This window comes from Dyadobacter chenhuakuii (assembly GCF_023821985.2).
Lineage (GTDB): Bacteria > Bacteroidota > Bacteroidia > Cytophagales > Spirosomataceae > Dyadobacter > Dyadobacter chenhuakuii.
In genome coordinates, this window is the sequence record NZ_CP098805.1 from 4,682,570 (window position 1) to 4,707,152 (window position 24,583).

The window sequence follows — 24,583 nt, forward strand, 5'->3', positions numbered from 1 at the left end:
ATGAAAAAGCGAATTTTATACGTAGAAGACGATCCAAACCTGGCATTTGCGACGAAGGATAATCTGGAAGAGTATGATTATGAGGTCGTTCATGCGCCGGACGGTGTGAAAGCATTGGAATATTTCGGTAAAGACCATTTTGATATCTGCGTGCTGGACATTATGTTGCCGAAAATGGACGGCTTCACATTGGCCGAAAAGATCCGGAATTCGGACAGCCAGGTGCCCATTCTGTTCCTGACAGCACGGGCTTTGCAGGAAGACAAGATCAAAGGCCTCAAACTCGGCGCGGATGACTATATCACCAAGCCATTCAGCATTGAAGAGCTCAAATTGCGTATTGACGTTTTCCTCAGACGCAGCAAATCGGAGCAGCCCCTGGCAACCAAAGCAGATTCCAGCAAGGTCGGCAAATACACATTTGACTTTCAAAAACTGACATTGGCTATCAACGGAAGCAGCCAGAACCTGACATTCCGGGAAGCAGAAGTGCTGAAATATCTCGCCGAAAGACCCGATCAGGTCATTCGCAGGGATGAGCTGCTGAAAGCAATTTGGGGTGATGACGATTATTTTATGGGCCGGAGCCTGGATGTGTTTATTTCAAGGCTAAGGAAATATTTATCGGCCGATCCCGACATTAAAATCGATAATATTCATGGCGTAGGGTTCAGGATGAGGTGGTAATGCGGTATTTTTTGAAAATTTCTTTTATCAGAGTTTGGTCACGAAAAATTAATTGCGCATCTTTGCACCCTCATTTGGAAAAAAAGTAAGGTTATGGCTAAGGTTTGTCAAATTACAGGTAAAAGAACTCGCGTTGGAAATAACGTTTCTCACGCTAACAATAAAACAAAGCGTAAATTCTTCCCGAATTTGCAAAAGAAACGTTTCTTCCTTCCTTCGACAGGAGAATGGGTTACGTTGAAAGTAGCAACATCTGCACTTCGTACTATCAACAAGAATGGTATCGAAGCAACGATTCAAAAAGCATACGACAAAGGAACGCTTACGTTCTAAAAATATTTACGAGTTTTAAAAAGGACTTCTCCTATCCGGGAAGTCCTTTTTTCATGCATCGTGCACACCCCTGATAACGATCGCAGGCATGGCTTCCGCTAACAGCATTTTTCTTTCGCTAGGCTCAAATCTGGGCGACAGGCAGGCAGTGCTTGCATTGGCGAGGGAACAAATCGCAAACAGGGTCGGCACATTATCCAGCGAGTCTTCGGTTTATGAAACAGAGCCCTGGGGCCTGGCCGATCAGCCCGCGTTCCTGAACCAGGTGATCCGCGTGGAAACCGCCTTGGCTCCGGAGGAAGTTTTGAGGATCATCCTCGACATTGAGCACGAGCTTGGCCGCGTTCGTTACGAGCGCTGGGGAGCCCGTGTGATTGACATTGACCTGCTGTATTACAAAGCATTGCTGCTCAACAGCGCCCGCCTCACATTACCTCATCCCCGCCTTCAAGACCGCCTCTTCAACCTGATCCCACTGGTCGAAATTGCGCCTGACTATATAAACCCGCTTCTGAAAAAAACGTCACTCGAATTATTGCAAATGTGTACAGACAACGGGGTTGTATCAAAAATTTCGTGAAAAAATACTATTTCTTGTTAGGTCTCTGATTTTTAGGTTTTGGCCATTTATTCCCTTTTTAGACGAGTTCATCACTTTTTTCTATCATATTAAGTTGATTAACACGTGCTTTGTAGGCTCCTGGAATTAGGTTCAGAAAAACTTTTAAAGAATTTAAAGAGGGTATACGTCTTTAAGGTTGTCATCAGAATAGGAAAAGTTCAATAATGAAATTAAAGCCCATGAAAAACAAATTACTCGTTCCATTCATTTTCTCGCTCTTTTTTTGTGTCAGCGCGTTTGCGCAGAACCGGCACACGGTTAGCGGTTATGTTAAAGACCAGTCAAATGGTGAAGGCCTTATCGGGGTTTCTGTCTACGTTCGGGAAGCCGAAACTGGTGTGGTGACCAATCCATACGGGTTTTATTCGCTGACATTGCCCGAGGGAAATTACACGCTTGTGTTCACCTATATCGGTTACCAGAAATCGGAAAAGCAGGTCACTTTGGATGCAGACAAGACGGTCAGCATTGAAATGTCCGACGAAAGCACCGATTTGCAAGAAGTCACAATCTCGACACAAAAGGAAGACGAGAATGTGAAGAGCATTGAAATGTCTGTGAACAAGGTGGAAATGAAAACGATCCGCAAAATGCCCGCATTATTAGGCGAGGTGGATCTGATCCGCAGCATTCAGTTATTGCCTGGGGTTACTTCCGTAGGCGAAGGCGCTTCCGGGTTTAATGTCCGGGGCGGCGATATTTCCCAGAACCTCGTGCTGCTGGACGAGGCGCCGGTTTATAACTCATCCCATTTGTTCGGCTTCTTTTCGGTTTTCAATCCCGATGCGGTTAAGGACGTAAAGTTGATCAAAGGGGGAATTCCTTCGCTTTATGGCGGCCGTATTTCTTCCATTCTGGATGTTAGAATGAAGGAGGGTAATGCCAAAAAACGGGAAATCAATGGCGGGATCGGGACTATTTTTTCCAGATTGACTTATGAACAGCCTTTTGCAAAAGGGAAAGGCTCATTCATTGTAGCCGGTCGCCGTTCTTACATTGATGTTTTGGCAAAACCATTTTTGAATTCAGACCTAAAAGATTCCAAGTTCTACTTCTACGATCTGACGGCCAAAGTGAATTATCAAATAGGTGATAAGGACACATTCTTTGCGTCGGGTTATTTCGGGAAAGATGTTTTCGGTGGAGGTGATTTTGGTTTCGGATGGGGCAATGCAACGGCTACGGCTCGCTGGAACCACATTTTTTCCAACAAATTGTTCATGAACCTGACCGGTTATTACAGCAACTACGATTACAACCTGGGCCAGAACCAGAACAAGCCGGACGCGAAAGACAAGTTTGACTGGAAATCAAAGATCATCAGCACAAGCATTAAGCCGGATTTTACATTCTATATCACGCCCAACAACCAGCTGACATTCGGCGGACAGTATATTTACTATGATACACGCCCGGGGAAAGCCATTGCCGTTTCGGAAGGTGAAAACACAGACATTAGCTTAGATCCGCGTTATGCCGACGAATCTGCATTATATATAGGTAACGAGCAGAAGTTAGGGGATAAGATTTCACTTCAATATGGCGTGCGTTATTCTTATTTCAGAAGCTTAGGACCGGGCACGGAGTATGATTATCTGGAAGTGGATAAAGGACAGCGCAAGTTTCCCATGTTTCCCGGCAAAACCTATAAAAAGGGAGACGTGATCAAAAGTTACGGAAACTGGGAGCCACGGGCATCTCTGAACATTGGGTTGACGTCCAATGCTTCCCTCAAAGCCAGCTATAACCGCACTGCGCAATATCTGCATTTGCTGTCGAACACAGCCGCAAGTTCCCCGCTGGATGTCTGGACGCTGAGCTCCGTCAACATTGCGCCGGAAAAAGCGGATCAGGTTGCATTAGGCTGGTTCCAGAATTTCAATAACAATATGTATGAAGCATCGGTTGAGGTGTATTACAAAAAACTTTATAACCAGATCGATTACGTTCCTGGCTCAGAGTTGCTGCTGAATGAGTTCGTAGCAGGCGACCTGCTTTTCGGAAAAGGCCGTGCATATGGTGCCGAATTTTACTTAAAAAAGAACAAAGGAAAGCTTACAGGCTGGATCAGCTACACCTTATCAAGGACAGAAAGAATGGTGGAGACGATCAACAACAACGACTGGTTCCCTGCACGATTTGACAAACCGCATAACTTCACTTCCGTTGCGATCTATGAAATGAGCAAAAGGCTGTCGCTTTCGGCCAACTTTACCATTACATCAGGCACACCGGCAACATTCCCTACGAACCGTTACGAGTGGGGCGGCTGGCCGATCGGGAATAATTATGACGGTGCGAGAAACAACAACCGAATCCCGGCCTACCACCGCCTGGATCTGGCAGCTACGTTAAAAACAAAAAAGAAACTGTTCAAAACAGGGCAGGGCGAGTTCGTATTCTCAGTATATAACGTATACAACCGTCGGAATCCGTTCTCAGTTTATACCCGTGCCAATGAAGATACGCCGCTTAAAACGGAAGCGGTCCGCTATTCGGTTATTGGCAATTTCATTCCTGCTATTACTTATAATTTCAAGTTTTAAAAGAGATCAAATCCATCACATTGATGAAAATCATAGCCATGAGACAATTCAATAAAATTTCAAATATCAGGCACTACGGGCTGCTGTCATTGTTTTTTGCCATGTTCGTGGTGCTCACGGGCTGCGAGGATGTAATAGACCTTGACACAAAGACGGGACCGGAACAGCTCGTTGTGGACGGCTGGATCACCAATGAGGCCGGCCCGCAGACGATCAAACTTTCCTGGTCGGCCAGCTATTTCAATAATGGTCCGGCAAAGCCAGTTTTAGGTGCAACAGTGACGGTTACCGATGATAAGGGAAAGATCTATCAGTTTGAAGATGTGGCTGGAAATGGTCAGTATGTTTGGGGAAAGACCAATGCAGACACACTTGGGCATGTAGGAAGAACTTACAATTTGAAGATCGTCAATGAGGCTGCCACTTACACGGCATCCAGCGAACTGAAACGCGTTCCACAAGTCGATTCCATCGTTTATCGTAAAGAAAAATTACCATTCGAGCCTGATAAGGGGCCAAAAGAAGGATATGTTGCTCAGTTTTACGCACGTGACTTCGTAGGCGAAGGAGACACTTATTGGATAAAGCCGCTCATCAACGGAAAACCGAAAGTTGAGAAAGCAGTGACCATTTCCATTGCCTATGATGCTGCGTTCGGATCGGGTGCTCCTTCTGACGGGCTGATTTTCATCCTTCCCATCCGCGAATCCATTACAACAGACTCTCTTTACTCGGCCGGGGCATCCGTTGGTGTCGAATTGCACAGCATCACAAACGAAACCTTTGAATACCTAAAACAAATCCGCGAGCAGGCTGCAAACGGAGGACTTTTCGCTGTCCCAATCTCGAACATAAAATCCAATGTTGTGAATTCCGATCCAAAAGGCCCCAGGGCGCTTGGTTTGTTCGGCGCTTCCGCAGTAAGCCGGAAAGAAACGATTATTGATCCCGAAAAGGCGCGTCCTGACGAGGATTAATTTCTTTAAAACACTGCTGATCCACTGGTAAACACGTTTTGCCAGTGGATTTTTGTTATATTTCATTTTTATAAACAATAGTATGAAACGGAATATCCTGATCCTCCTCCTCCTTTTTTCAATGCCAATCCTTGCCCAAAAAAGAGCCAGGGAACTGGGCATCCGGATCGGCGTATTGCCAACCGGTGCGCTCAATGCAATTACAGATGTTGCGGGTGTAAAAGTGGGGCAGGTGACATTGCGGGAGGGCGCAGATGTGCGTACGGGTGTAACGGCGATCATCCCGCATGATGGGAATATCTTTCAGGCAAAAGTGCCGGCAGCAATCTATATCGGCAACGGCTTCGGCAAACTGACAGGTTATTCACAAGTAGAGGAACTGGGCACCATTGAAACGCCTATTTTACTTACTAATACATTAAGTGTTCCCACAGTCTCCGACGCCATCATTGACTGGACGTTGGGACAGCCTGGAAATGAGAATGTCAGGTCCTTGAATCCGGTTGTCGGAGAAACCAATGATGGTTTTCTGAACGACATTCGGGGGCGTCACGTGCGCAAGGAGCATGTACTCAATGCATTGGCGCAAGCGCAGAATGGCCCGGTTGCAGAAGGAAATGTGGGCGCCGGGACAGGGACGGTTTGTTTTAATTTCAAAGGTGGAATCGGAACCGCATCCCGGAAGCTTCCTGTCAACCTTGGTGGCTACACGGTTGGTGTTTTGGTGCAAACGAATTTCGGCGGTGTCCTGAAAGTCAATGGCGTCCCGGTGGGAGAGGAGCTTGGGAAATTTGCCTTCAAAGAATCGCTCGATAAAACCTCCGACGGCTCTTGTATGATCGTGGTGGCCACGGACGCGCCGCTGGACGCTAGGAATTTGAAAAGGCTCGCCAAAAGAGCAATTATGGGCCTGGCACAAACGGGCGGGATCGCTTCCAATGGCAGCGGTGATTATGTGATCGCATTTTCAACCGCCAATCGCATGCTCCATGAAATGCCCGAACGTACTTATGGCACAACTTATCTTCATAACGATGCCGTCAGCCCGCTCTTCCTGGCTGTTATTGAGTCAACTGAAGAAGCCATTATCAATTCTCTCGTGATGGCGCAAACCATGGAAGGAACCCAGGGACACAAGGTTGAGGAACTTCCCAAAGAGCAGCTTCTCGAAATCATGAAGAAGTACGGCAGATTGAAATAATGAGGCGCCGGTCGGTCGGGAGCGGGTTGTTTGAAAAAATAGTTTGCGTTTGTAATTTTTTAGATTAAAATTTGCGGTTTAATAAGAGAACCGGATTCTAAGTGAAAGCGCAAAGAGTTATTAATCAGACAATGAGCTTCATGCTGGCCATCATGCTTTTGATGGTTGCAGGAATGCGTTCATGGTCCGATCAATCGGATTCGGTTCAGAAGCATGTTGCGCACGCCAAAGAGATTGGTAAGGATCTTGCAAAACAATCTTCCCAATCGCCGGAGCAAAACCAGGCAAAAATTAGTGCATTATCCCTGGATGCGGTTATTACGCCTGCATTATCATTTGATTTTTCCCATTACTTCTACTTTTTACCGCAACCTATCTGGCATTTTGTAGCCAGCGAATCGGTTGTTCCCGTTGTTCTTAAGGAATCCGTATTTCTATTTTCCTATTTCCACCGGATCTTCGGTCGGTTTATAGTCACCAACGCTCCCTGACGCTGCATTCAGGGCAGACATTCGTGGCTAGCTTATCTGTTTTTTTACATTGATTTAAAACACTTTACGGGCTTAACGGTCGTTTAAATGTGTTTTATCAGCTCACTGAGATGAACATTACAGTTCTATCTTCTTCACATTTCAGGAATATCATTTCAATTTTTTCCAATACATAATAATGACTAATAAGAACGGAATTATCGGGCTCACCATCGTGATCGCCCTGATTAGCGTCTATTATCTCTCATTTACATTCGTGTCACGCAACATTAAGGCCAAATCTGTGGCTTACGCGACTGATGCGAAAGGTGAGGTGGACCTGTCAAAAAAACAACGCTACATTGATTCGCTATGGCGCGAGGATGTGTATATCGGACATACTTTGCAGGAAGTAATGGAGCGTGAACTGAACCTTGGGCTTGACCTTCAAGGTGGTATGCACGTGGTGATGGAAGTGGCTCCTGCCGACATTTTGAAAGGAATGGCTGGTGGAAACGCTCGCGGCGCTGCATTTCAGACAGCTTTGAAAAAAGCAGCCGAAGACAAATCAGCCAGCAATAGCCAATTCATTAACCGTTTTGCAGCCGCATACAAAGAAGCAGCGCCGAATTCAAGTCTGGCTGCCCTTTTCTCAACCAGCTCAAACAGAGGCAAGATCAGCAGTAGCTCATCGGATGGCGATGTGATCAAAATGCTGAATACTGAGGTCAATAATTCTATTGACCGTGCCTTCCAGATCACACAGGCCCGTATTGACAAGTTCGGGGTAACAAACCCGAACATTCAGCGTTTGCCAGGCCAGAACCGTATTTTGGTTGAGCTTCCAGGCGTTGATAACCCTGAGCGTGTGCGTCGCTTACTTTCTGGCGCTGCAAAACTTGAATTCTCTGAGGTTTACCTGACCAACGAACTGGCTTCCGGATTGGACGGTTTGGGAAAATATCTGGCTAAGCAGGAAGAAATTAAAAAAGCATCAGGCAAACCTGCCGCTGCTGCATCTGCTGCAACAGACACTACTAAGAAAACAGACGGCGGTCTTGCTGCACAATTGGCTCAGAAATCAGCTGATTCTACTGCAACCGATTCCTCTGCAATGGCTGCACAAAGTGCTGCATTGACTAACTTGTTCGTTCCAATGCCGCAAGGACTAGGTGTTTTCCTGAAAGACACAGCCCGTGCAAATGAGATTTTGAACCGTCCGGAAGTGAAATCATTGTTCCCGGCCGACCTCGTATTTATGTGGGATCGTAAAGGAACCGAAGGCGTTAACAACCAGCTGATCCTGCCATTGTATTTTATCAAAAAAGCAAATGGCCAGGCTGCTATGGAAGGTGACGTGATCGTAGATGCAACGCACGACTACGATGAGCGTGGCCGCCCGGAAGTAACCATGCGTATGAATGGCGAAGGCGCACGTAAATGGAGAACATTAACCGCGCGCAGCGTAGGCCGCCCGGTTGCTATCATCATTGATAACCTGGTTTACACAGCTCCGACTGTTCAAGGCGAGATTCCTAATGGTAACTCAAGCATTACGGGAAGCTTTACAGTGGAAGAGACAAAAGATATGTCTAACGTATTGAAAGCGGGTAAATTACCAGCTCCGACGCACATTGTAGAGGAAGCGGTTGTAGGATCTTCACTGGGAGCTGAGGCGATCAATGACGGACTTATTTCTTCTGCGGTTGGTTTGCTTATCGTTTTGGTGTTCATGGTGGCTTATTACAGCCGCGCCGGCTGGATCGCTGATATTGCATTGCTGATCAACTTGTTCTTCCTGTTGGGCGTTATGGCTTCTTTGGGAGCGGTTTTGACGCTTTCAGGTATCGCGGGTATCGTACTTTCCATTGGTATGGCCGTGGATGCAAACGTGCTTATTTATGAGGGTATTAAGGTTGAGCTGGAAGAAGGAAAACCTTTTGCACAAGCCGTTCGCGATGGTTTCAAAAATTCACTAAGTGCTATTATTGACTCCAACGTTACAACCTTGCTGACGGGTATTATCCTGTACACATTCGGAACGGGACTTGTACTTGGATTTGCTACAACGCTTGTGCTTGGTTTGTTAACCTCATTGTTCTGCGCGATATTCATTACACGTTTGTTCCTGGAACAGCAGATCAAAAACGGTAAAACTTTCCACTTCTATTCCGGTTTGACAAAAAACTGGTTCAAAGACAACGATTTCGATTTCGTTTCACAACGCCGTCGTTTCTACATTATCTCCGGAATTATCATTGCGATCGGGGTTGGTTCATTCATTTTCAAGGGATTTGGACTGGGTATTGATTTCAAAGGCGGACGTTCTTATGTTGTTCGTTTCCAGGAATCCGTTGATGCGGACAAGCTGAGAAGCATTATGGATGAAGACCTGGGCTCGACTACGGAAGTGAAAACATTCGGTGGACAGGATCAGGTGAAAATCACAACAGCTTATCTGATCGAGGAAACGTCAACCGACGCAGATCAAAAGGCAGAGGCAAAAATTCTGGCCGGTGTCAAGAAAATTCCGAACAATCCTGCTAAGATCGTAAGTTCTAACAAGGTAGGGCCTACAATGGCGAATGATACATTGTGGTCTGCTATGTACGCTATTTTGCTTGCGCTTGCTGCCAACTTTGTATACATATTAATCCGTTTCAAAAGGGTTGCGTTCAGTTATGGTGCTGTTGTGTCTCTTGCGCATGACGTGATCATTATCCTGGCGATCTTCTCGCTGTTTAACGGTTGGTTGCCATGGTCGCTTGACATTGACCAAGCGTTCATCGGTGCGATCCTGACCATGATTGGTTATTCTATGAATGACACGGTTGTAATTTATGACCGTATCCGTGATTACCTGAAAGACGACAAAGCACATAACCAAAGCCTGCCTACGGTTATCAACAATGCATTGAACAGTACATTGAGCCGTACGGCCGTAACGGGTATCTCGGTAATCCTTGTTTTGATCGTGCTAATGATCTTCGGAGGAGCAGTAATTCGTGGATTTACATTCTGTATGCTTCTTGGTGTAATCGTCGGAACATATTCTTCTCTGTTCGTAGCGGCGCCTATCGTAGTTGACTTGCTGCAACGCGAAAAAAGAAAAGAGCCAGCGTTAACGGTTGCAGAGCCGGTTGCGCCTGCGGGAAGCAAAAAGATTAAAGCATAAGGATTTTATAGAATAAAAAGGGGTTAGGTTCATTACTTTCCCCTTTTTATTTTGTCTATATACTCATATGGAAAATTTTCTTTTTAGTTTTAACAGATGTTAATATAACTACAACAAACGCATTATATGGCAAATCAGCTCTGGGCAAAAAAGCCTATTGAAAAATTGTTACAAGAATCAACCGGAGAAGCGAACCAGTTAAAGCGATCACTTAGTTCAACCAGTTTGGTAGCCCTTGGCATTGGTGCCATTATCGGTGCCGGGCTCTTTTCATTAACAGGAATTGCCGCTGCCGAACATTCAGGACCGGCAGTTACCATTTCATTCATACTTGCAGCCGTGGGTTGCGGATTTGCCGGACTTTGCTACGCAGAGTTTGCATCGATGATACCCATTGCGGGAAGTGCTTATACCTATTCCTATGCTACTATGGGCGAATTTGTTGCCTGGATTATCGGCTGGGACCTTGTTTTGGAATATGCATTGGGAGCGGCAACCGTTTCGGTAAGCTGGTCACGTTACCTGCTCGAATTTCTAAGCAAATTTGACATTCACCTTCCTACACAGCTCGTTTGCTCTCCTTTTGAAGTCGTTAAACTGAGCGACGGCACCATCATAGACAACGGAATCGTAAATTTGCCGGCCATATTCATTGTCTGCATGCTTTCATTGCTTTTAATAAGAGGAACAGAAGGTTCTGCGTTTTTGAACAATATGCTTGTTGTATTGAAAGTGGCAGTAGTGCTTGTTTTCATCGCATTGGGATGGAGCCACATTGACCCACAAAATTATGTGCCTTACATTCCTGAGAATACAGGAAACTATGAGAACTTCGGCTGGACGGGGATTGCCACCGGTGCTGCGGTCGTTTTCTTCGCATTTATTGGTTTTGACGCCGTTTCAACGGCAGCGCAGGAAGCAAAGAATCCGCAAAAAGGAATGCCGATCGGGATTCTTGGATCGCTTGTTGTTTGTACGATCCTTTATGTGCTGTTTGCGCACGTTATGACGGGTTTGGTAAAGTATACGGAGTTCGCAAATGATGCAAAACCAGCCGCCACAGCCTTTGCCAAAACAGGTTACGATTCGCTACAAACGGCTTTGATCATTGCTATTCTGGCTGGTTACACATCTGTAATGCTGGTTATGTTATTGGGGCAAAGCCGCGTGTTCTATTCAATGAGTAAAGACGGACTTTTGCCAAGATTTTTCAGTGACGTACATTCAAAATTCGCTACGCCCTGGAAAACAAACCTTTTCTTTATGGGCTTTGTAAGCATTTTCGCGGGTCTGGTGCCGGTAAGTGACTTAGGCCACATGGTGAGTATCGGAACATTGTTTGCATTCTGCCTCGTATGTGTGGGCGTGTGGATGCTACGTGTGAAGAGACCTGATCTGAAACGTTCATTCAAGACTCCATTGGTCCCTTTTGTGCCGATTATGGGTATTGTCGTATGCCTTTACCTGATGTATTCGCTTCCTGTTGAAAGCTGGTATCGTCTTGCGGTCTGGCTGGCACTGGGTCTTGCGGTATATTTCGGTTACGGAAAGAAAAACAGTAAAATAGGCAGAGAAGGTAACATTTAAGTGTAATCTGATTTGTTTTTATACAAAAAGACCCTGCTTTCACATTGGAGGCAGGGTCTTTTTTATATAGTTTAAAGACGTTAAATTCTCGCCAGTACGCGTTCAGAAACTGTTTGCCCGATGGATAGGGAGGATGTTGCAGCCGGAGAAGGTGCATTGCAGACATTAATCGCGTTCTTGTTTTCAATGATGGAGAAATCATCCAGCAGCCCGCCATCATAGTCACAAGCCTGCGCACGAACGCCCGCACCGCCTGGAATAAGGTCATTGCTTTGGATCTCTGGAATAAGCCCTTGTAATGCTTTGGTAAATGCAGCTTTGGAAAAAGAACGGTAATACTCACCCATGCCTGTTTTCCAATATTTCATCGCCACTTTCCTGAAACCCGGCCAAGCCAGACTTTCCATTAATTCCGGAACATTGACATCGAGCTTATTATAACCTTCACGACGAAACGCGAAAACCGCATTAGGCCCCGCTTCCACGCCGCCTTCGATCATGCGCGTGAAATGGACGCCCAGAAATGGGAAGTTAGGATCTGGGACAGGATAGATCAGGTTTTTGACCAAATGCTGCTTCTCTGGTTTTATTTTATAATATTCACCCCGGAAAGGGATGATCCGCACCTTAATGTCCTCAGGTTGTGTTAATTGAGCAACTTTATCAGAATAAAGCCCGGCGCAGTTGACGATCAGTTTTGTTTGAAAAACTTTGCCCGTTGCAGAAACAACCTCAGAATGGGTGGTCCGGTCTTTAATATCAATAGCTTTTTCCCCAAAACGGATCTCTCCGCCTATTTTTTGGAAACATTCGGCATACTTTTCCGAAACTGCTTTGTAATCGATAATGCCAGTATATGGAACCCAAATGCCTTCCAGTCCAACCACATGCGGCTCGATTTCCCGGATTTCTCCTTGTGAGATCATCCTGTTTTCTGTCAAGCCATTCTGATTTCCCCTTTCAAACAAATTCCTTAGCAACGGCCTTTGGTCTTCGCTCGTTGCAACCACAATTTTGCCGCATAAGTCATAATGTACGCCTTCCCGGTCGCAAAAATCAATCAGCATTTGATAACCCCGGATGCAGTTGGTGGCTTTGAGGCTGCCTGGTTTGTAATATAACCCGGAGTGGATTACGCCGCTGTTGTGCCCGGTTTGGTGCTTGGCAACTTCGTTTTCTTTTTCGAGAAGAAGAATTTTAAGCGACGGCCACTGCTCTTTCAGTCGTAATGCTGTGGCGAGCCCTACAATGCCTCCGCCTATGATGGTAATGTCGTACATGGGTTGTTTAATTACTAAAATAAAAAGCGGCTGATCAGCCTGGAAACGAAATTTTCCCCATGGACACGCCAGGCACCCCTTCTTTTTCCCCAAGATGCATTTGTTGGCCGGCTACCGCTTCATTTGCCAAAACAGCGAACAAAACCGCCTCCTTAGCATCGCCAGAAATGCCCAGCTTATCAATTTTCAACACAGGACGGTTCAATGCGTGTGAAATCCCCGACATTAAAACCGGGTTATGCGCGCCGCCGCCACTTGCGTAAATGGTGTAAGTCTCATCCTCCTCCATTACGCTTCGGATTGCGTCAGAAATAGTTTCTGCGCTAAGCTGCGTCAATGTTGCGATAATGTCCTGTCGGGACACAGAGATCAGTTTAGATTGCTGAATGGCGGATTCTACGTAATCGAAATTGAAAACTTCGGGGCCGGTTGTTTTGGGGAAAGGCGCTTTGAAAAATGGATAGGACTTTAATGCTGCCAGCAATGTTTCATTTACTTTGCCGCTCGCTGCAATGGTGCCGTTTTCATCGTATGGTTTGTGGTAAAATCGCTTGGTATAGGCGTCCAGAAGTGTGTTTCCGGGACCCGTATCGGTCGTGAATATTTTGGTTGTGTCTAATGAACCCGGCAGGAATGTAAAGTTGGCAATGCCGCCCATATTTAGCAGAATGCGGTTTTCACCTTCTTTGGAAAAAAGAAAATGATCCCCATATACAGCCAGAGGCGCTCCTTCGCCGCCTGCGGCAATGTGTTTTTGGCGAAAATCACTTAATGTAATCACGCCCGTCTTCGCTGCAATGTGGTCACCGTCGCCGATCTGCAATGTGGCATTCGGGAAACCGGGAAGCTTATGCTGTTTTTTGGGAGCGTGAAAAACCGTTTGGCCGTGACTGGCGATCAGGTCAATGTGCTCAATGTCAAGGTCCCAGCTATTAAGGCAATCCAGGATCATCTTGGCGTGCGTCGTGCCTATGAACGGGTTCAGGAGACAGAGCTGCTGAAAATCGATCTGTCTTTTTGCAAAAATTTGCAGGATTTCATTGCGAAATTCCTCGGTGTAAGGTACGGTTGTGAAAAATTCCAGTTCCAGTTCCGTTTTTGTCCCGCTTCCTTTAATGTTACAAACAGCCACATCCAGCCCATCCAGTGAAGTTCCGGACATTAACCCAATGATCCTGCGGGACTTTTTGCCCGAGATCTCGTAGAGTTTCTCAATATGTGCTCTCATAGGCCGTTTTGTAAAAAAAGGAAGTCAAACTCTTGCAAGTCCTGACTTCCTTTCAGTTATTAATCTGCCGGATTTAATCGGTTTTCTGTGGAGAAGAAGCCTGCGGTTTGTTGGCATTGTTCTTATTCTTGCCCGACCGACTTTTTTTCTTTTTCTTCTTCTTTTGCTCCTCGCTGTACTTTTTATCCAGGTTTTCAAGATCGCTGTTGATCTTTCCGGGCGCCCGGTCCACCGCAGTTCTTTCAACCTGTGGCGTCAGGATTTCCAGTGATTCCGGAATGATATCCTTTTTGTTCAGCTCCATGATTTCCAGCACCTTACTGATCGCCACCGGATACCAGTTCGTGTCTTTATCGAAGCCAAACCACATGATCTTCTTGAAAATGTCGGTCTTTTGCAAGACAGCAACTCCTTTTTTGGTCTTCAAAGGCACATCCACTGTCGGAATGTCCCGCAAAGCATCAATGTAGGTTTCCAGCTCGTAATTCAGGCAGCATTTCAAGCGGCCGCATTGTCCTGATAATTTTGCAGGATTCAATGACAGATTTTGATAACGCGCTGCGGCTGTTGATATATTTTTAAAATCCGTAAGCCAGGTCGAGCAGCACAATTCGCGCCCGCAAGAGCCCAAACCGCCCAAACGGCTCGCTTCCTGGCGCAGGCTGATCTGCCGCATTTCAATTCTTACCTTGAATTCCGAAGCCAAAGATTTGATCAGCTCACGGAAATCGACACGTTCTTCGGAGGAATAATAGAATGTCGTCTTGGTGTTATCCGATTGAAATTCTACATCCGAAAGCTTCATATTGAGCTTCATCTCGCGGATGATTTCACGCGTCCGATACAACGTCGGCATTTCACGAGCCATGGCCTGTGTATGCTTATCGAGGTCTTTTTCAGTGGCAACGCGGTAAATAACGTGCATATCATCATTGATGACCACGTTTTTGCGCTTCATTTGAAGCCTTACCAGCTCGCCCTGCAAAGAAACCGTACCGATATGCTGTCCGGAAGCCATTTCACAGACCACATAGTCGCCCGTGATGAATTCCAGCTGATTTATATTTCTGAAATACTCTTTCCTTCCTCCTTTGAATTTAACTTCTACAACATCAAAACGCTGGCTGACAGGCACATCCATGTGACTAAGCCAGTCAAAAACGTTCATTTTATTGCAACCACCTGTTCCACAGGTTCCATTACTTCCACATCCTGAGACTGCCGATCCATTAGAACCGCATCCGCCGGATGAACATGATCCACATCCCATAGTTACTCATATCATCAATCGTTATAACGTATTAAATCCACACCGATGTCATGACGGAAATATTTGCCCTCAAACTGCACAGCCTGGGCCGCGCGCTGCGATTTGTGAACCGCATTTTCAAGGGAATTGGCAAGGCCTGTAAGCGCCATCACCCTTCCTCCATTTGTCACAACTTCGGTGTTTCCATTGAAAGTAGTGCCCGCGTGGTATAAAAACACATCTTCTACTTTTTGGCTGCCGGAAATTACCTTTCCTTTTTCATAATCTCCTGGATAACCTCCTGACACAACCACGGTCGTCACGGCCACCTGCGGGGAGATTTGTAATTCAAAATCGTTCAAAGTCCCTTTCGCCGTTGAGGCCATGAGCATAGCAAAATCCGACTGGATCCGTGGGATCACAACCTCCGTTTCCGGATCACCCATTCTCACATTGTATTCGATCACAAAAGGCTCCCCTTTTATGTTCATTAAGCCGATAAAAATGAAGCCAACGTATTTAATGCCTTCACTTTTCAAACCATGCAATGTAGGTTTAACGACTTTTTCATCTACTTTTTTCAAAAAATTCGCATCTGCAAAAGCAACTGGCGATACAGCGCCCATTCCGCCTGTATTAAGACCTGTATCGTTTTCGCCGATGCGTTTGTAATCCTTCGCTTCCGGCAATATTTTATAATGCTCTCCATCTGAAAGGACAAATACGGATAATTCTATCCCTTTCAAAAATTGTTCTATCACAACCTTGTTACCCGCATCGCCGAATTTACGGTCCAGAAGCATTTCCCTGAATGCCGTTTCCGCTTCTGAATGCTTTTCTGCGATGATAACGCCTTTGCCGGCAGCGAGTCCGTCGGCTTTTAAAACAATCGGAAGTGGATGGGCTTCGAGATATTCCAGGCCTTGTTCCAATGTATCAACGGTGAATGTTGCGGAAGAAGCCGTTGGAATGCCGTATTTCTGCATGAATTGTTTGGAGAAATCCTTGCTTCCCTCCAATTGCGCACCCGCTTTATTCGGGCCTATGATTTTTATTTTTGAAAGATCTGCCCTGGATTCAAAATAATCGACAATGCCGTTGACCAGTGGTTCTTCCGGACCTACGATCACCAGTTCAACATTGTTTTCCAACACCGCATTGGCGATGGCATCAAAATCATTGTAAGATATAGAGAGGTTGGTTGCAACACCCGCAGTTCCCGCGTTGCCGGGCGCTACATATAAACTGTCACAAAGAGGGCTTTGGGCTATTTTCCAGGCAAAGGCATGTTCTCTTCCGCCTGATCCCAATATTAGTATATTCATAAATGGTTAATTGTTTCACTAAAACACTGACAACAAGTTCTTCCAGCCCGTTAATTCGCCAGCTCCGACAAAAACTTGATTCGCATAAGCCGTAATTCCTCTTCGCTGATCTCGTCATTGGCAAATTCTCCCAATGCTGCGGCTATATTGTCCGTTTCAGCAGTCATGAAATAGTCATATATATCCTGCTGTCTTTCCCGGTCAATCACCTGATTGATATAGTAATCAAGATTCAGCTTTGTTCCGGAGTAGCAGATATGTTCAACTTCTTCGATAACATCTGCGAGGGCCAGGTCTTTAACTTCTGCGATTTCATCCAGGCTTACCTTGCGGTCGACTTGCTGGATTATGAATATTTTGATTTTAGATTTATTGACAGTCGACTTAATAACGACATCTTTCGCAGTCTCAATCTCATTTTCTTCAACATACCGGGTGATCAGGTCCAGGAACTGACGGCCGAATTTTTGCACCTTACCCATCCCGACGCCATTGATCTGCGCCATTTCCTGCTGGGTAGTCGGATAAGTCGTTGCCATTTCTTCCAGCGACGGATCCTGGAAAATAACGTAAGGAGGCAGATTTTTCTCCTTAGCAACCTTTTTCCGGAGCGCTTTCAGCATTCCCAGAAGTGCTTCATCATAAGCATGCGCACTTCCGCCTCCGGCAGCCGCATCCTTGTCATCATCCTCCGGTTTTATTTCCTCCTCATCAAAATTATGGTCTTTATGAAGCGTAACCGGATAGGGATCGTTCAGGTAATTTGCACCTTTTTCACCCAGTTTGATCACCCCATAATTTTCAACGTCTTTTTCGAGATAATTAAAAATTACAAGCTGACGAATGGTCGAGATCCAGTATTCTCTCGATTCGCTGATTTCTAGCCCCTTGCCATACACATCAAGCTGATCGTGCTCGTAGCTTTTAACATATTGGTTTTCAGTAGCCGTCAGGACGTCCGCAATGTGCTCACAGTCGAATCGCTGCTCAGTCAGCTGAACGGCTCTCAGAACGAGAATTACACCGTCCTGAACCTTTGTCTTCTCCGTTGACTTGATGCAGTTATCACAGAATCCGCAATCTTTTTCAAGATATTCACCAAAATAGCTCAGAAGCTGCCTTCTGCGGCAAACGCCCAAGGTGGAATATGCCACCATTTCGTTCAGCAAATGGCGTGCATTATCCCTTTCTGTGACGGTTTTATCCTTATTGAATTTTTCAAGCTTTTGAATGTCTTCATAGCTGTAAAACATCAGGCAATTTCCTTCCAGGCCATCGCGTCCTGCGCGGCCGGTTTCCTGGTAATAACCTTCCAGTGACTTGGGAACGTCATAATGTATCACAAAACGAACATCCGGCTTGTCAATTCCCATTCCGAATGCGATGGTTGCCACGATCACGTCCGCCTCTTCATTCAGAAACGCATCCTGGTTGGCCATGCGCGTGTTGCTGTCCAATCCGGCATGATACGGTAATGCACGAACGTCGTTAACGCGAAGCAGTTCAGCCACTTCCTCCACCGTCTTTCTGCTCAGGCAATACACGATTCCTGATTTGCCTTTATTGTTGCGGACGTAGCGGATCAGCTGTTTTTTAACATCCTTTTTCGGACGGATTTCGTAGTAAAGATTTTTCCGGTTAAATGAAGATTTGAATGTTTCCGCCTCCTCCATTTGGAGATTTTTACGAATGTCCTGCTGCACTTTTGGAGTTGCAGTGGCCGTAAGCGCAATAATGGGAAGGTTGCCAATGTTTTCAATAATCCCGTAAATACGGCGGTATTCCGGCCGGAAATCGTGTCCCCATTCGGAAATACAATGTGCCTCATCAATGGCAACAAACGATATCTTTACTTTTTTAAGGAAATCCAGGTTATCTTCTTTCGTAAGTGACTCAGGAGCAATGTATAGCAGTTTAAGGCTTCCATCCAGTGCATCACTTTTTACCCGCGTAATTTCAGATTTGGTAAGCGTAGAGTTGAGAAACTGTGCATTAACGCCAAAAGCAGTCAACTGGTCGACCTGATTCTTCATTAGTGCAATAAGCGGCGATATAACGATGGTGAGACCATCGCTGACAAGAGCAGGCAATTGATAGCAAAGCGATTTTCCAGCTCCGGTTGGCATGATTACAAAAGTATTCTTACCAAGCAGGATGTTTTGAATGATAACTTCTTGCTCACCCCGGAATTGACTGTACCCAAAAATTTCTTTTAGTCTTTCTTTTAACGTGTCTAAAACGACGGCATCAACATTATTTACCATACTCTGTTAACAAAATGGTTATCCCAAACTTCTATATCTTTGCTTTTGAAATTAAAAATCCCATTGGTTCCCAATAAAACTGTGTTTCAGATTTGAAATTAATAAAAAATATTCAGTCAATAGCAAAAGAAGTATTACGGCAAGAGGCGGAAGCATTGCATAATCTGATCGGATTGATTGATGAAAAATTTGAAAACTGCGTATATGCCATTATCAACTGCGGAGGTCGCGTGGTTGTGTCAGGAGTAGGCAAAAGCGCTATTGTGGGGCAAAAAATAGTTGCTACTTTAAACTCCACCGGAACGCCCGCGCTCTTCATGCACGCGGCGGACGCTATTCATGGTGACCTGGGAATGATCCAGGACAATGATGTGGTCATCGTCATCTCCCGGAGTGGCGACACCGCCGAAATCAAGGTGCTTATCCCCCTTTTGAAACGCACCGGCGTAACCATGATCGCAATGGTAAGCAACAAAGAATCCTACCTGGCCAAAAACGCGGATCACATCCTGCACGCCTACGCCCCCGAAGAGGCTGATCCCCTGAATCTTGCGCCTACAACCAGCACTTCGGTGACAATGGCTTTGGGAGACGCGCTGGCGATTTGTTTACTGGAAGCCAGAGGTTTTACACATGATGATTTTGCCAAATTTCATCCGGGCGGTGCATTGGGTAAAAGGCTTTACCTGAAAATCTGCGACATCTATCCGCATAATGCACTGCCAATGGTTTCGGAAAATGCTGGCTTGCAGGAAATTATACTGGAAATGACTTCTAAAAGGCTTGGCGCAACGGCAGTCAACAACGCCAACGGCAAAATGGCCGGGATTATCACGGACGGAGATTTGCGGCGAATGTTGGAGCAGCACGACGGTGGCAACATTCTGCATCTGAAAGCGCGGGATATCATGAGCAAATCGCCCATTTCAGTTTCCCCTGACGAATACGCAGTAAAGGCGCTGGAGTTAATGCAAACCCGCAGCATCACGCAAGTCGTGGTTGTGGAAGACGACGCAATTCTAGGCTTCGTGCATCTGCATGATTTGTTGCGGGAGGGGTTGGTGTAGGCTCGCTAAATGCCCTGTCAGCCTGAGCGGAGACGAAGGCGCGCTACTGGCTTGGTGGCGTGCCTTCGTCTCCGCTCAGGCTGACAGGGCGCGCTACTCGTTGGTAACGCGCCTTCGACCGCCCGGCGGCCCGGTCCGCTCAGGCTGACAAGCGTGATGCTCCCGGGCTGACAAGGCAGATGTACACTACCTAAACCGCTTCGACTGCTGCACTTCCCGCTCGTCCTTTCTAATGAAACGATTCGCGAAAACATTGGCCAGCATGGATCCTACCAGCCCATAAAACCCGATTTCGTAGTTTCCAGGAAGGTTTGGATCGAAGAGCTTTGCGGTTTTGTAAAAGGTGAAATAGATTATCAACCCCATGATGACGGTCATCAAAATGGAGTTTACTGCGCAAAGGGCGGATTGTAGAACCCTGTTTTTATATTGCAATATGGCATAAGCTGCGACTCCGGCAACCAGAATAGCCAGAATGATGAGGTAATAAACGGGTGTAATGTTAGACTGCACGGCGCTGATCTGGTGTGTCAGTTTGATTGCAGTTAAATCTGCTCTTTCCTCACCAGCTATCGAAACTTTTGACCAGATTGGAAACGCAAGAAATATACCCATTCCGATTACGGTAAGGGCTAAAAAAACGGTCTGAATTCTTTGTAACATATTTTTTTAAATTGAGCTTTTCTCGAATAAGCCGCAAATGTAATAAAGACAAATGAGTGGGAAAGCGTTATCAGGAAATAACCGTCCCGTAAAGATCAAATTCCTCCGCGGATGTAATGTTAACATTGGCAAAATCCCCTAACCGAACATACTGACTGGCTGGCACAAGTACTTCATTATCAACCTCAGGCGAGTCGAATTCCGTGCGGCCAATAAAATGCCCGCCTTCTTTGCGATCGAAAAGCACTTTGTAAGTATTGCCGATTTTTTTCTGGTTCAGTTCGTACGAAATGCCTTGTTGCAGCTCCATAATGGCATCCGCACGTTCCTGTTTGATTTCGGCAGGAATGTCGTCGGGCAGCGTGTAGGAATGTGTATTGTCTTCGTGGGAATATTGAAATGCTCCCAAACGGTCGAAACGCATTTTTTCAACAAAATCGTAGGTTTCGTCAAATAGCGCTTCTGTTTCCCCCGGATGGCCTACGATCAATGTGGTCCTTAATGTGATGTCAGGCACTTTGGTACGGATCGTTTCGATCAACGCTTCCGTTTTTTCTCTGGTTATCCCGCGACGCATGGATTTCAAAATCTCTGTCGAGCCTGTTTGGAGCGGCATATCAAGATATTTACAAATGTTGCTGCGCTCATTCATGATATCCAGAATGTCCATCGGAAATCCGGCCGGATAAGCATATTGCAACCTGATCCACTCAATGCCTTCCACATCGGAAAGTTGAGCCAGCAGGTCGGAAAGGTTTCTTTTTTTATAAATATCAAGACCGTAGTAAGTCAGGTCCTGGGCAATGAGGATCAGTTCTTTCGTGCCACGTTTAGCCAGTGATTTTGCTTCCTTAACAAGCTCTTCAATTGAGCGGGAAACGTGACCGCCACGCATAATGGGAATTGCACAGAAGCTGCAAGGGCGATCGCAACCCTCGGCGATTTTCAGGTAGGCGTAATGTGTAGGCGTGGTTAGCAAACGCTCACCGACCAGTTCATGCTTGTAATCAGCTTTCAGCGTTTTGAGCAAACGTGGCAGCTCATTGGTCCCGAACCAGGCGTCTACTGTTGGGATTTCCACAGAAAGCTCATCTTTGTATCTGTGTGATAAACAGCCCGTAACATAAACTTTATCCACCATTCCAGCAGCTTTTGCATCGGCATAGCGCAGGATTGTGTTGATGGATTCCTCCTTAGCATTATCGATAAATCCACAGGTGTTAATCACAACAATCTGGGAATCATCCTTTTTCGACTCATGATCAACGGCGAATCCGTTTCCTTTGAGCTGCGTATAAAGCACCTCTGAATCCACCAGGTTTTTAGAACAACCCAGCGTTATAATATTGACTTTATTCTTAACTATTCCTTTGGTTTTCATTAGAGTTAGCTATCAGCGCCAGGCTTTTAGCTTTAAGTGATAATAAAAATGCAGACGTCACTTGAAAGTGACTGATAATGAACGGCGAAACGGGGTGCAAAGTTCGGTAAAAATTAGATCGCTTAGCCAATCTTCTTAAACAAAGAATCCACAAACTCTGCCCGGTCGAAAACTTGCAGGTCGTCCATTTTTTCTCCTACTCCTATGTATTTGACGGGGATTTTGAACTCGTCGGAAATGCCGATTACGACGCCGCCTTTGGCTGTTCCGTCCAGTTTTGTGATGGCTAAGGCGGTGATTTCTGTGACTTTGGTGAATTCCCTGGCTTGGATTACAGCATTCTGGCCTGTGCTGCCGTCAAGAACGAGCAGAACTTCGTGAGGTGAATCGGGGATGATCTTTTGCATGACGCGCTTGATCTTTGAAAGCTCGTTCATGAGGTTCACTTTTGTATGTAAACGTCCGGCCGTGTCGATAATGATTACGTCGGCGCCTGTTTCCATTCCTTTTTTCAATGCGTCATATGCCACTGCGGAAGGATCGGTGTTCATGCCGTGGTCAATAACCGGAACGTCAACACGTTTTCCCCAGAGTTTGAGCTGTTCTACTGCCGCAGCGCGAAATGTATCGGCGGCGCCAAGTACCACTTTATGACCATGTTGGTGAAACTGATGCGCAAGCTTTCCGATTGTTGTCGTTTTTCCCACACCATTCACACCAACAACCATAATGACATAAGGCTTGGGCAGATGCTTTGTTTCGAAGCTGTCGTGAAAGTCTACGGATTTATTTTCTGTCAATAATGCTGCAATTTCTTCACGCAGAATGCCGTCCAGTTCGGCCGTGGTGGCATATTTGTCTCTTGCAACCCGCTCCTCAATCCGCTTAATGACTTTTACAGTGGTCTCAACGCCTACATCCGAACTTACCAGGATGTCTTCCAGCTCGTCCAGAACATCTTCGTCAATTGTGGTTTTACCAACAATGGCGCGGGATAGTTTACCAAAGAAACTGTCTTTGGTTTTTTCCAGGCCTTTGTCCAATGTTTCTTTTTTCTCTTTTGAAAAAAAACCAAATAAGCTCATATGGTGTGATTGGGGTAAGTTCTGTATTTGTGTAAGTGTGCTCAAAAATAAAACAAAAAAAGTCCCAAAAGGGACTTTTTGTAAACTTGATATCGCACATCGACCGCCCGGCGGCTCGGTTCGCTAAGTGGGACGATTGCAATCAATGTCAGTCTAGTTCTTTAGGGCGCCTTGAACACCGTCCAAAGGAACGATTTCTTCTTTAAAGGTATAAGCTCCTGTTTTTGGAGATTTTACAGCCTTAATAACCTTGGCGAATGCTTTACCGCCTTCTTTTTTCAGGGTAGCAACTACTTTCTTTGCCATGTCTGTATATCTTTTAAAGTTAAAAAACTTATTTAATTTCCTTGTGGACTGTATAGCGTCTCAGGAATGAATTGAATTTTTTCAATTCCATACGGCCAGGCGTATTTTTCCGATTCTTTGTAGTCACATAACGTGACATTCCAGGAACACCACTATCTTTTTGTTCTGTGCATTCCAATATAACCTGTACTCTATTACCTTTCTTAGCCATTGCTTTACATCGTTTTTACAAATAGGACTGCAAAAGTAAGAACATTTACTTTTATTCACAATGCTCTCTAATAAATTTAGTATATTTTTTGAAAAATTTTATTCCGCTCGGTCTTCATTAAGGTCTTGGTGTACAAATAAATAAGTTGTGCTTATAATCTGCCTCGTTTCAATTTCTGCATTAAATTTGAAGGAAATCTAATGCAAACTTACTTTCTTCGTGTGCAGTTAGTTTGCAAATCCTTAATCTGGCGGAAATTCTTAATTTAAAAACAATGACTCTTAAAAAAAGTACCCCATTAGCGCTTATAGCTCTGGCGGTTTCATTCTTCATTGGTTGCTCTTCACAGGAAGACAAAGATAAATATGATCATTATTACGGATCTGGCAGCAAATCCAGAGAGGAGACGGCGCTTGTAGCTTTGCAGAATGAAAGAAGAAATCAGCCTGCCCCAGCGCCTGCGGCGGCAGCTTCCGGACAAGGAGCAGCGGCACCGGCAGCCGGGGATTCAGCAAATGCTGGTTCTGGCGACGCGGCAATTGGTCAGGGAGGTGTAGCAGCGGCTGCTACTAATCCGGATGCAGCGGCAGCTCCAACTGCGGCACCTGCGAAACGCAAGCCTGTTCCGGCAGACGTTTCGGCATTGCTTAACAAACATGCTTGTCTTGCCTGCCACCAGCCTTATGACAAAGTGATCGGGCCGGCTTATGCGGATGTTGCCAAGAAAAAATATACATCTGATCAAATTGTAGAACTGGTTCACAGTCCAAAACCGGAACACTGGCCTGGTTACCCGCCGATGGCGCCTATGGCACACGTTCCAAAAGGTGATATCGTTGTGATTGCCAACTGGATCAACTCTTTGTAAAATAGGGTTATCAATATTAGAAAATACGGGCCGTTCATGCTATGGACGGCCCGTATTC

The 24,583-nt window shown here is 45.7% G+C and carries 21 protein-coding genes; 11 read left to right on the top strand and 10 right to left on the bottom strand.

Annotated elements, in window-relative coordinates; genetic code table 11:
- From NFI80_RS19480 to NFI80_RS19520, 9 genes are all read left to right on the top strand, one after another.
- Nucleotides 1–687, top strand: a complete 687-nt coding sequence (locus NFI80_RS19480) for a response regulator transcription factor (RefSeq protein ID WP_233799085.1) — start codon at nucleotides 1–3, stop codon at nucleotides 685–687.
- Nucleotides 688–780: 93 nt separating this feature from the next.
- Complete coding sequence (rpmB, locus tag NFI80_RS19485) at nucleotides 781–1,020, top strand: 50S ribosomal protein L28 (RefSeq protein ID WP_026632020.1); 240 nt, start codon at nucleotides 781–783, stop codon at nucleotides 1,018–1,020.
- A gap of 88 nt (nucleotides 1,021–1,108) precedes the next feature.
- Complete coding sequence (folK, locus tag NFI80_RS19490) at nucleotides 1,109–1,600, top strand: 2-amino-4-hydroxy-6-hydroxymethyldihydropteridine diphosphokinase (protein WP_235165890.1); 492 nt, start codon at nucleotides 1,109–1,111, stop codon at nucleotides 1,598–1,600.
- A 221-nt stretch (nucleotides 1,601–1,821) separates the two neighbouring features.
- Nucleotides 1,822–4,188, top strand: a complete 2,367-nt coding sequence (locus NFI80_RS19495; protein WP_235165896.1) for a TonB-dependent receptor — start codon at nucleotides 1,822–1,824, stop codon at nucleotides 4,186–4,188.
- Nucleotides 4,189–4,226: 38 nt separating this feature from the next.
- The gene (locus tag NFI80_RS19500; protein ID WP_235165898.1) at nucleotides 4,227–5,165 is read left to right on the top strand and encodes a DUF4249 domain-containing protein; all 939 of its coding nucleotides are present in this window, start codon (nucleotides 4,227–4,229) and stop codon (nucleotides 5,163–5,165) included.
- Between the two features lie 82 nt (nucleotides 5,166–5,247).
- Nucleotides 5,248–6,366 carry a DmpA family aminopeptidase gene (locus NFI80_RS19505; protein ID WP_235165899.1) on the top strand — a complete coding sequence of 373 codons (1,119 nt, stop codon included), beginning with the start codon at nucleotides 5,248–5,250 and terminating at the stop codon, nucleotides 6,364–6,366.
- Nucleotides 6,367–6,467: 101 nt separating this feature from the next.
- Nucleotides 6,468–6,857, top strand: coding sequence for a hypothetical protein (locus tag NFI80_RS19510; protein ID WP_233799080.1), 390 nt, complete (start codon nucleotides 6,468–6,470; stop codon nucleotides 6,855–6,857).
- A 178-nt stretch (nucleotides 6,858–7,035) separates the two neighbouring features.
- Nucleotides 7,036–10,011: a protein translocase subunit SecDF gene (secDF, locus tag NFI80_RS19515; RefSeq protein WP_235165901.1), complete on the top strand. Its 2,976-nt coding sequence runs from the start codon at nucleotides 7,036–7,038 to the stop codon at nucleotides 10,009–10,011.
- A gap of 126 nt (nucleotides 10,012–10,137) precedes the next feature.
- Nucleotides 10,138–11,598, top strand: coding sequence for an amino acid permease (locus NFI80_RS19520; protein WP_235165903.1), 1,461 nt, complete (start codon nucleotides 10,138–10,140; stop codon nucleotides 11,596–11,598).
- 80 nt (nucleotides 11,599–11,678) lie between these two features.
- On the opposite strand, the gene lhgD is transcribed toward NFI80_RS19520, so the two are convergent.
- From lhgD to recQ, 5 genes are all read right to left on the bottom strand, one after another.
- Entirely contained in the window at nucleotides 11,679–12,878 is a 1,200-nt protein-coding gene (gene lhgD / locus NFI80_RS19525; RefSeq protein ID WP_235165905.1) for an L-2-hydroxyglutarate dehydrogenase, read from the bottom strand.
- A 34-nt stretch (nucleotides 12,879–12,912) separates the two neighbouring features.
- Nucleotides 12,913–14,106, bottom strand: coding sequence for an anhydro-N-acetylmuramic acid kinase (locus NFI80_RS19530; protein WP_235165906.1), 1,194 nt, complete (start codon nucleotides 14,104–14,106; stop codon nucleotides 12,913–12,915).
- Between the two features lie 73 nt (nucleotides 14,107–14,179).
- Nucleotides 14,180–15,274: a PSP1 domain-containing protein gene (locus tag NFI80_RS19535; RefSeq protein ID WP_235161028.1), complete on the bottom strand. Its 1,095-nt coding sequence runs from the start codon at nucleotides 15,272–15,274 to the stop codon at nucleotides 14,180–14,182.
- Nucleotides 15,275–15,390: 116 nt separating this feature from the next.
- The gene (gene purD / locus NFI80_RS19540) at nucleotides 15,391–16,680 is read right to left on the bottom strand and encodes a phosphoribosylamine--glycine ligase (RefSeq protein ID WP_235161030.1); all 1,290 of its coding nucleotides are present in this window, start codon (nucleotides 16,678–16,680) and stop codon (nucleotides 15,391–15,393) included.
- 50 nt (nucleotides 16,681–16,730) lie between these two features.
- Complete coding sequence (gene recQ, locus NFI80_RS19545) at nucleotides 16,731–18,944, bottom strand: DNA helicase RecQ (protein WP_233799073.1); 2,214 nt, start codon at nucleotides 18,942–18,944, stop codon at nucleotides 16,731–16,733.
- A gap of 92 nt (nucleotides 18,945–19,036) precedes the next feature.
- Here recQ and NFI80_RS19550 point away from each other — a divergent pair, with 92 nt between their 5' ends.
- Nucleotides 19,037–20,011 (top strand): KpsF/GutQ family sugar-phosphate isomerase, encoded by a 975-nt coding sequence (locus tag NFI80_RS19550; protein ID WP_235165907.1) that lies wholly within the window; start codon nucleotides 19,037–19,039, stop codon nucleotides 20,009–20,011.
- 186 nt (nucleotides 20,012–20,197) lie between these two features.
- Here NFI80_RS19550 and NFI80_RS19555 read toward each other — a convergent pair whose 3' ends face one another.
- The 5 genes from NFI80_RS19555 to rpmG all read right to left on the bottom strand — a co-directional run bounded on the left by NFI80_RS19555 (nucleotide 20,198) and on the right by rpmG (nucleotide 23,657).
- Entirely contained in the window at nucleotides 20,198–20,674 is a 477-nt protein-coding gene (locus NFI80_RS19555) for a DUF4293 domain-containing protein (protein ID WP_235165908.1), read from the bottom strand.
- Between the two features lie 70 nt (nucleotides 20,675–20,744).
- On the bottom strand, nucleotides 20,745–22,055 hold the full coding sequence (gene rimO, locus NFI80_RS19560; RefSeq protein WP_235165910.1) for a 30S ribosomal protein S12 methylthiotransferase RimO: 1,311 nt from the start codon (nucleotides 22,053–22,055) through the stop codon (nucleotides 20,745–20,747).
- Nucleotides 22,056–22,177: 122 nt separating this feature from the next.
- A complete protein-coding gene (gene ftsY, locus NFI80_RS19565; protein ID WP_235161038.1) occupies nucleotides 22,178–23,140 on the bottom strand; it encodes a signal recognition particle-docking protein FtsY in 963 nt (320 codons plus the stop codon).
- A 153-nt stretch (nucleotides 23,141–23,293) separates the two neighbouring features.
- Nucleotides 23,294–23,446: a DUF4295 domain-containing protein gene (locus NFI80_RS19570; RefSeq protein ID WP_015813059.1), complete on the bottom strand. Its 153-nt coding sequence runs from the start codon at nucleotides 23,444–23,446 to the stop codon at nucleotides 23,294–23,296.
- Between the two features lie 28 nt (nucleotides 23,447–23,474).
- Complete coding sequence (rpmG, locus tag NFI80_RS19575) at nucleotides 23,475–23,657, bottom strand: 50S ribosomal protein L33 (RefSeq protein WP_026632037.1); 183 nt, start codon at nucleotides 23,655–23,657, stop codon at nucleotides 23,475–23,477.
- Between the two features lie 274 nt (nucleotides 23,658–23,931).
- On the opposite strand from rpmG, the gene NFI80_RS19580 reads away from it, so the two are divergent.
- Complete coding sequence (locus NFI80_RS19580) at nucleotides 23,932–24,525, top strand: c-type cytochrome (protein ID WP_235165911.1); 594 nt, start codon at nucleotides 23,932–23,934, stop codon at nucleotides 24,523–24,525.
- Nucleotides 24,526–24,583: the final 58 nt, after the last annotated feature.

What these genes read in the sequence shown, in the direction of transcription:
- NFI80_RS19480 (WP_233799085.1), top strand. Translation starts at nt 1, where the DNA reads ATGAAAAAGCGAATTTTATACGTAGAAGACGATCCAAACCTGGCATTT.
- rpmB (WP_026632020.1), top strand. Translation starts at nt 781, where the DNA reads ATGGCTAAGGTTTGTCAAATTACAGGTAAAAGAACTCGCGTTGGAAAT.
- folK (WP_235165890.1), top strand. Translation starts at nt 1,109, where the DNA reads ATGGCTTCCGCTAACAGCATTTTTCTTTCGCTAGGCTCAAATCTGGGC.
- NFI80_RS19495 (WP_235165896.1), top strand. Translation starts at nt 1,822, where the DNA reads ATGAAAAACAAATTACTCGTTCCATTCATTTTCTCGCTCTTTTTTTGT.
- NFI80_RS19500 (WP_235165898.1), top strand. Translation starts at nt 4,227, where the DNA reads ATGAGACAATTCAATAAAATTTCAAATATCAGGCACTACGGGCTGCTG.
- NFI80_RS19505 (WP_235165899.1), top strand. Translation starts at nt 5,248, where the DNA reads ATGAAACGGAATATCCTGATCCTCCTCCTCCTTTTTTCAATGCCAATC.
- secDF (WP_235165901.1), top strand. Translation starts at nt 7,036, where the DNA reads ATGACTAATAAGAACGGAATTATCGGGCTCACCATCGTGATCGCCCTG.
- NFI80_RS19520 (WP_235165903.1), top strand. Translation starts at nt 10,138, where the DNA reads ATGGCAAATCAGCTCTGGGCAAAAAAGCCTATTGAAAAATTGTTACAA.
- lhgD (WP_235165905.1), bottom strand. Translation starts at nt 12,878, where the DNA reads ATGTACGACATTACCATCATAGGCGGAGGCATTGTAGGGCTCGCCACA.
- NFI80_RS19530 (WP_235165906.1), bottom strand. Translation starts at nt 14,106, where the DNA reads ATGAGAGCACATATTGAGAAACTCTACGAGATCTCGGGCAAAAAGTCC.
- NFI80_RS19535 (WP_235161028.1), bottom strand. Translation starts at nt 15,274, where the DNA reads ATGAACGTTTTTGACTGGCTTAGTCACATGGATGTGCCTGTCAGCCAG.
- purD (WP_235161030.1), bottom strand. Translation starts at nt 16,680, where the DNA reads ATGAATATACTAATATTGGGATCAGGCGGAAGAGAACATGCCTTTGCC.
- recQ (WP_233799073.1), bottom strand. Translation starts at nt 18,944, where the DNA reads ATGGTAAATAATGTTGATGCCGTCGTTTTAGACACGTTAAAAGAAAGA.
- NFI80_RS19555 (WP_235165908.1), bottom strand. Translation starts at nt 20,674, where the DNA reads ATGTTACAAAGAATTCAGACCGTTTTTTTAGCCCTTACCGTAATCGGA.
- rimO (WP_235165910.1), bottom strand. Translation starts at nt 22,055, where the DNA reads ATGAAAACCAAAGGAATAGTTAAGAATAAAGTCAATATTATAACGCTG.
- ftsY (WP_235161038.1), bottom strand. Translation starts at nt 23,140, where the DNA reads ATGAGCTTATTTGGTTTTTTTTCAAAAGAGAAAAAAGAAACATTGGAC.
- NFI80_RS19570 (WP_015813059.1), bottom strand. Translation starts at nt 23,446, where the DNA reads ATGGCAAAGAAAGTAGTTGCTACCCTGAAAAAAGAAGGCGGTAAAGCA.
- rpmG (WP_026632037.1), bottom strand. Translation starts at nt 23,657, where the DNA reads ATGGCTAAGAAAGGTAATAGAGTACAGGTTATATTGGAATGCACAGAA.
- NFI80_RS19580 (WP_235165911.1), top strand. Translation starts at nt 23,932, where the DNA reads ATGACTCTTAAAAAAAGTACCCCATTAGCGCTTATAGCTCTGGCGGTT.